Below are 3640 nucleotides of genomic sequence, written 5' to 3' on the forward strand. Positions count from 1 at the left end.
TCGATTGTGAGCAGGCTATTGGCCACGTTGGCACTCCAATCGAGAGACAGGGAACGAAGGAGCGGTGCTTGCGCATCCGCGACTTGTCTCTGCCCTGCGGAGACCAACTTGACGGGCCAATCCAGCGATTGACGGCTCGCTTATGCCTGGAAATCCATTAGCATGAGTCTAATCGCTCACAAAATTGAGGATTTGAGCAATTTCATGCCAAGTAACTGCAAAATAGTAGCTTTCTTGTGTGATGTCAATGTGGTGCGCTATACTTTTAATGCCTTCACGCATGCCGCTTGCTGGTGGCGCTCTCCCCGAGCACTGCGAAAAACTCGGTAAGCGGCATGACGTGAGGGAATGCGCAGGCTGATGCGCAGCGGAAAGGTGGGCCGGAAGGAATCTCCATACCGGGAGCGGCGACCCGGTGCCGAAAGGAGCGAACCCCACCGCGCTACCAAAGCACGCCACATGGAAAGCCGGAGGTCAGCGCCGGTCCCTCACTAAAACTGGCAAAAGCCTGTGTGCTGGGAGTAAAAGCCGAGCAGCCTCCCCTCGGAATTGATGCCTTGAGTAAGCGTCGAGTGAGTTGCCCCTCTTTGGAGGGGCTTTTCATTTCTCAGCGCCGGCGACGCGCATTTTTGTTACGCCAGGCGAACCATTCCGGCGTGCCCATCTTGGGCTCCGAACCGCCACTACCGCCGCTCGAGCCACCATCGACTCCCTCAACCGGAGGCGGAGCTTTCGAGACTTGCTTGGTCATTTCCTTGGCTGCACGCCCAGCGAGTTTTGTCATCTCGATTCCCATTTGCATGGGCGAAAGGCCCATTACGCGCATGGCTTCACCCAGATTCTCGGACTTGCCGAGCCATGTCACGAGCTTTTCCGGGTTAGGCACACTGGTGATAACCGATAGGAACTCAGGGCCACCAATGCCAGCCATCGTCAGGTTCTGCACCGAGGTATCATAGTCGGTGCCGAACTCTTTGCGCGCCGCGGCATCAACCTCCGCAATGCGGCTGCTAGTCTGCTGCTCGGCCATGCGTTGCTGAATCATCTGCTCGGCATAAGTACGCGCGAGTTGCTCGACATTCGGATGCTGCTGCGCTGGCATAACCGGAGTGGCCTCTGACCCATCACCGGCCTGTCCGGCCTGTAGTGCAGCCAGTTGCTGTTGCAGGCGCGCGTTCTCAGCTGCGATCTGCTCAGCGCGTTGCTCTGCAGCTCGGCGTGCCGCCGCCATTTCGCCCATGCGCTTCGGCACCCATTCAGGCGGCTGTGCATTCTGATTTGGCTGTTGCGTCTCTTGGGGCGCGCCATCGTTCGGTGCGGCAACCGTTTCAGTCGATGTCGTTTCTACTACTTGTTCCATGATTTTCCTCGATTGATGGGCGATTTATTGTTGGGGTAGTGGAACTGCGGCTTGCGATGCTTGCGGTTGCGGGCTGGAATCGGTGACGGTGGGCAACCCCATCGCATAGGCTGCTGCGGGATCGAGCGTAGGCGGATTGACGTCTTCCCCCGGATTCGGGGCCATTAGCACTTCCGTGCCGAGCTTTTCTGCGATGAGGCCTAGGATGTTCGGGTCGAGCGCACCCAAGATCGACTTGAGGCGATCCGTCTCGGCCTTGAATGCGGCCGTGATAGCCTCGCGCTCGTTCTCCATGCGCAGCGCCAGGTGATTGAGTGCCTCCATGTCCAGGCGCCGATTCTCGATGTCCAGCGCGCGGTCCTTCTCGGCCAGCGCCTCCGATAGTTGCTTGACCATATCTGCGGCAGCTTGCAATTGCTGTAGCAATTGCTGTTCCTTCGGCGTGGGGCCATCTCCAACCACACCCGGATTCGTGGCATTGATCCAGTTACGCATACGCTCACGCAACTTATCAGCAATCGGGAAGTCAGCCACCGCCATATACAGATCGCCGATGACTTGAGCCATCGCCGGATTGGCAACGATCAGATTCGTGAGCGCTTCAAAGGCTTCTTCGCGCTTGGTGTCATAGCTCGGGCCCGCGTCTACAACCACCTCATAGCGACCAACATTCGGGTTGAAGCTTGCATTGACGCGATTCTCCTGTGCTACCTTTTCCATACGAAGCGCTTCGGTTTGCTTCGGGTCGATGACCACAGTTTGCTGCTCGCCATCCTCGGCCATGATGCGCAGCACACGCCGCGTGTCATATACCTTCGGGATCAGGTCGATTAGTTGAACACCAGTAAACCGCAATGCATCGTTCAGTGCATCCGGAAAATGGAACGTCACGCGCTCGCCCTGCTTCTGGCGCTTCGTGATCGAGACGCCGCTGATCTCGTTGCCTTGTTCGCTAAAGGTGGCCTCATATTGGCCGCTCGACATCATCAACTCACGCTCAGCCACCTGCATGCCTTCGAGATAGGCCGGAGAACTGTTCGGCGGTTGCTGCCGTTGCGGGGGCGGAATGGGATCTCCGTTTTCATCCTTATGGTTCCACGGCAGATAAGCATGATTCTGCGTGTTCGCCGTGGACCAATAATTCTCGAGCCCTTCGATGGCTTCGACGGGGGCTGTCCACGGCGATTTGCTCTGCAACGCACCATATTCCAGTGCTGCGGATGCGTTGTAGTTGTAGGCGCGCTGCGCATCCTTTTGATACCGGATGAGGCCCTTTCGATCAAGGCGCCCTTCGATGACGATCTCCTCGCCTGGCACGCGGATGATGGGGACATAGGCGCCAGGCCAAATCCCCTTTTCTGCGATGGCGTTCCCGGCGATCACATAGAGGCGCACCGTCTTTTTGTCGACGCGGCGGCGCATGACAACTTCCGAGTCCTCTCGATGGGCCGCGGCATACAGTGCACGCTCGTTTGCCTCCATCTCGGACTCACGAACAAAGCGCATGCTTCCATCATCATTCGGAATGGCATAGAGCCATTCCTTGCGCGTCTCGACCTCGTAGTAGTTCGCCGTGCGGACCGTGTCTTTCATGATCCACGACTGCACGCCATTGTTATCGGCACCCATTGGAATCTTCACACGTGGGTACTTATCCTCGAACTTGTCGCGCGGCATGTCTTCGTAGATGAAACCGAAACGTGCATCGGAACCGTCTAGATTCTTGATATGCGGATCCAGATACACCGAAAGAGGATCTGGCACCTGCTTGATGCGGATTTCCTGATCGAAGCTATTGTCATCCGCATATTCGGTCACAAGGCGCCAATAGCCAATGCCTGCGCCTACCTGGAACTGTGCTGCGATCTTATAGGCAGTTGCCGCCTGCGATTTCACCTGGATATGGCGGATCACGGCACCATAGATCTGCGCCGACTCATAGGTCGCTTCGTCGCCAGTTGGCTTGACCGTAATCGCCGGCAGATTTTCCTTCATCTGATTGACCACATGCAGCCAATGCGTATGCACTTTGTTGATCGTCACCATCGGCAGTCCAGAGATCTGACGGCGCGCGCGCACTGCGGCATCCCATTGAGCCTGATTGTCCGGGTCGGCATACAAGAACTCCACATCGTTCTTGAAGCGCTGACGAGCGTCGCCCTCCCACTCCTGCGCTTCCTTGAAGCGACGATGGGCACGCGCAATGATGTCTTCGTCTTTATCTGCCATGTTCAGCCCATCCATTGGCCATTGAAGCGGCCGGTTTGCAGCGCATGGGGT

Annotated in this window: 2 protein-coding genes; both read right to left on the reverse strand. The window is 57.2% G+C overall.

Annotation, left to right across the window (positions count from 1 at the left end; translation table 11 throughout):
* Positions 1–607: 607 nt before the first annotated feature.
* Entirely contained in the window at positions 608–1360 is a 753-nt protein-coding gene (locus tag KF708C_RS34020) for a hypothetical protein (RefSeq protein ID WP_156174079.1), read from the reverse strand.
* A gap of 24 nt (positions 1361–1384) precedes the next feature.
* Positions 1385–3589 (reverse strand): portal protein, encoded by a 2205-nt coding sequence (locus tag KF708C_RS34025; RefSeq protein ID WP_197090469.1) that lies wholly within the window; start codon positions 3587–3589, stop codon positions 1385–1387.
* Positions 3590–3640 lie beyond the last annotated feature (51 nt).

Source organism: Cupriavidus basilensis (genome assembly GCF_000876015.1).
Taxonomy (GTDB): domain Bacteria; phylum Pseudomonadota; class Gammaproteobacteria; order Burkholderiales; family Burkholderiaceae; genus Cupriavidus; species Cupriavidus basilensis_B.

Coding starts and splice junctions, on each gene's coding strand:
- KF708C_RS34020 (WP_156174079.1), bottom strand. CDS start 1,360: ATGGAACAAGTAGTAGAAACGACATCGACTGAAACGGTTGCCGCACCG.
- KF708C_RS34025 (WP_197090469.1), bottom strand. CDS start 3,589: ATGGCAGATAAAGACGAAGACATCATTGCGCGTGCCCATCGTCGCTTC.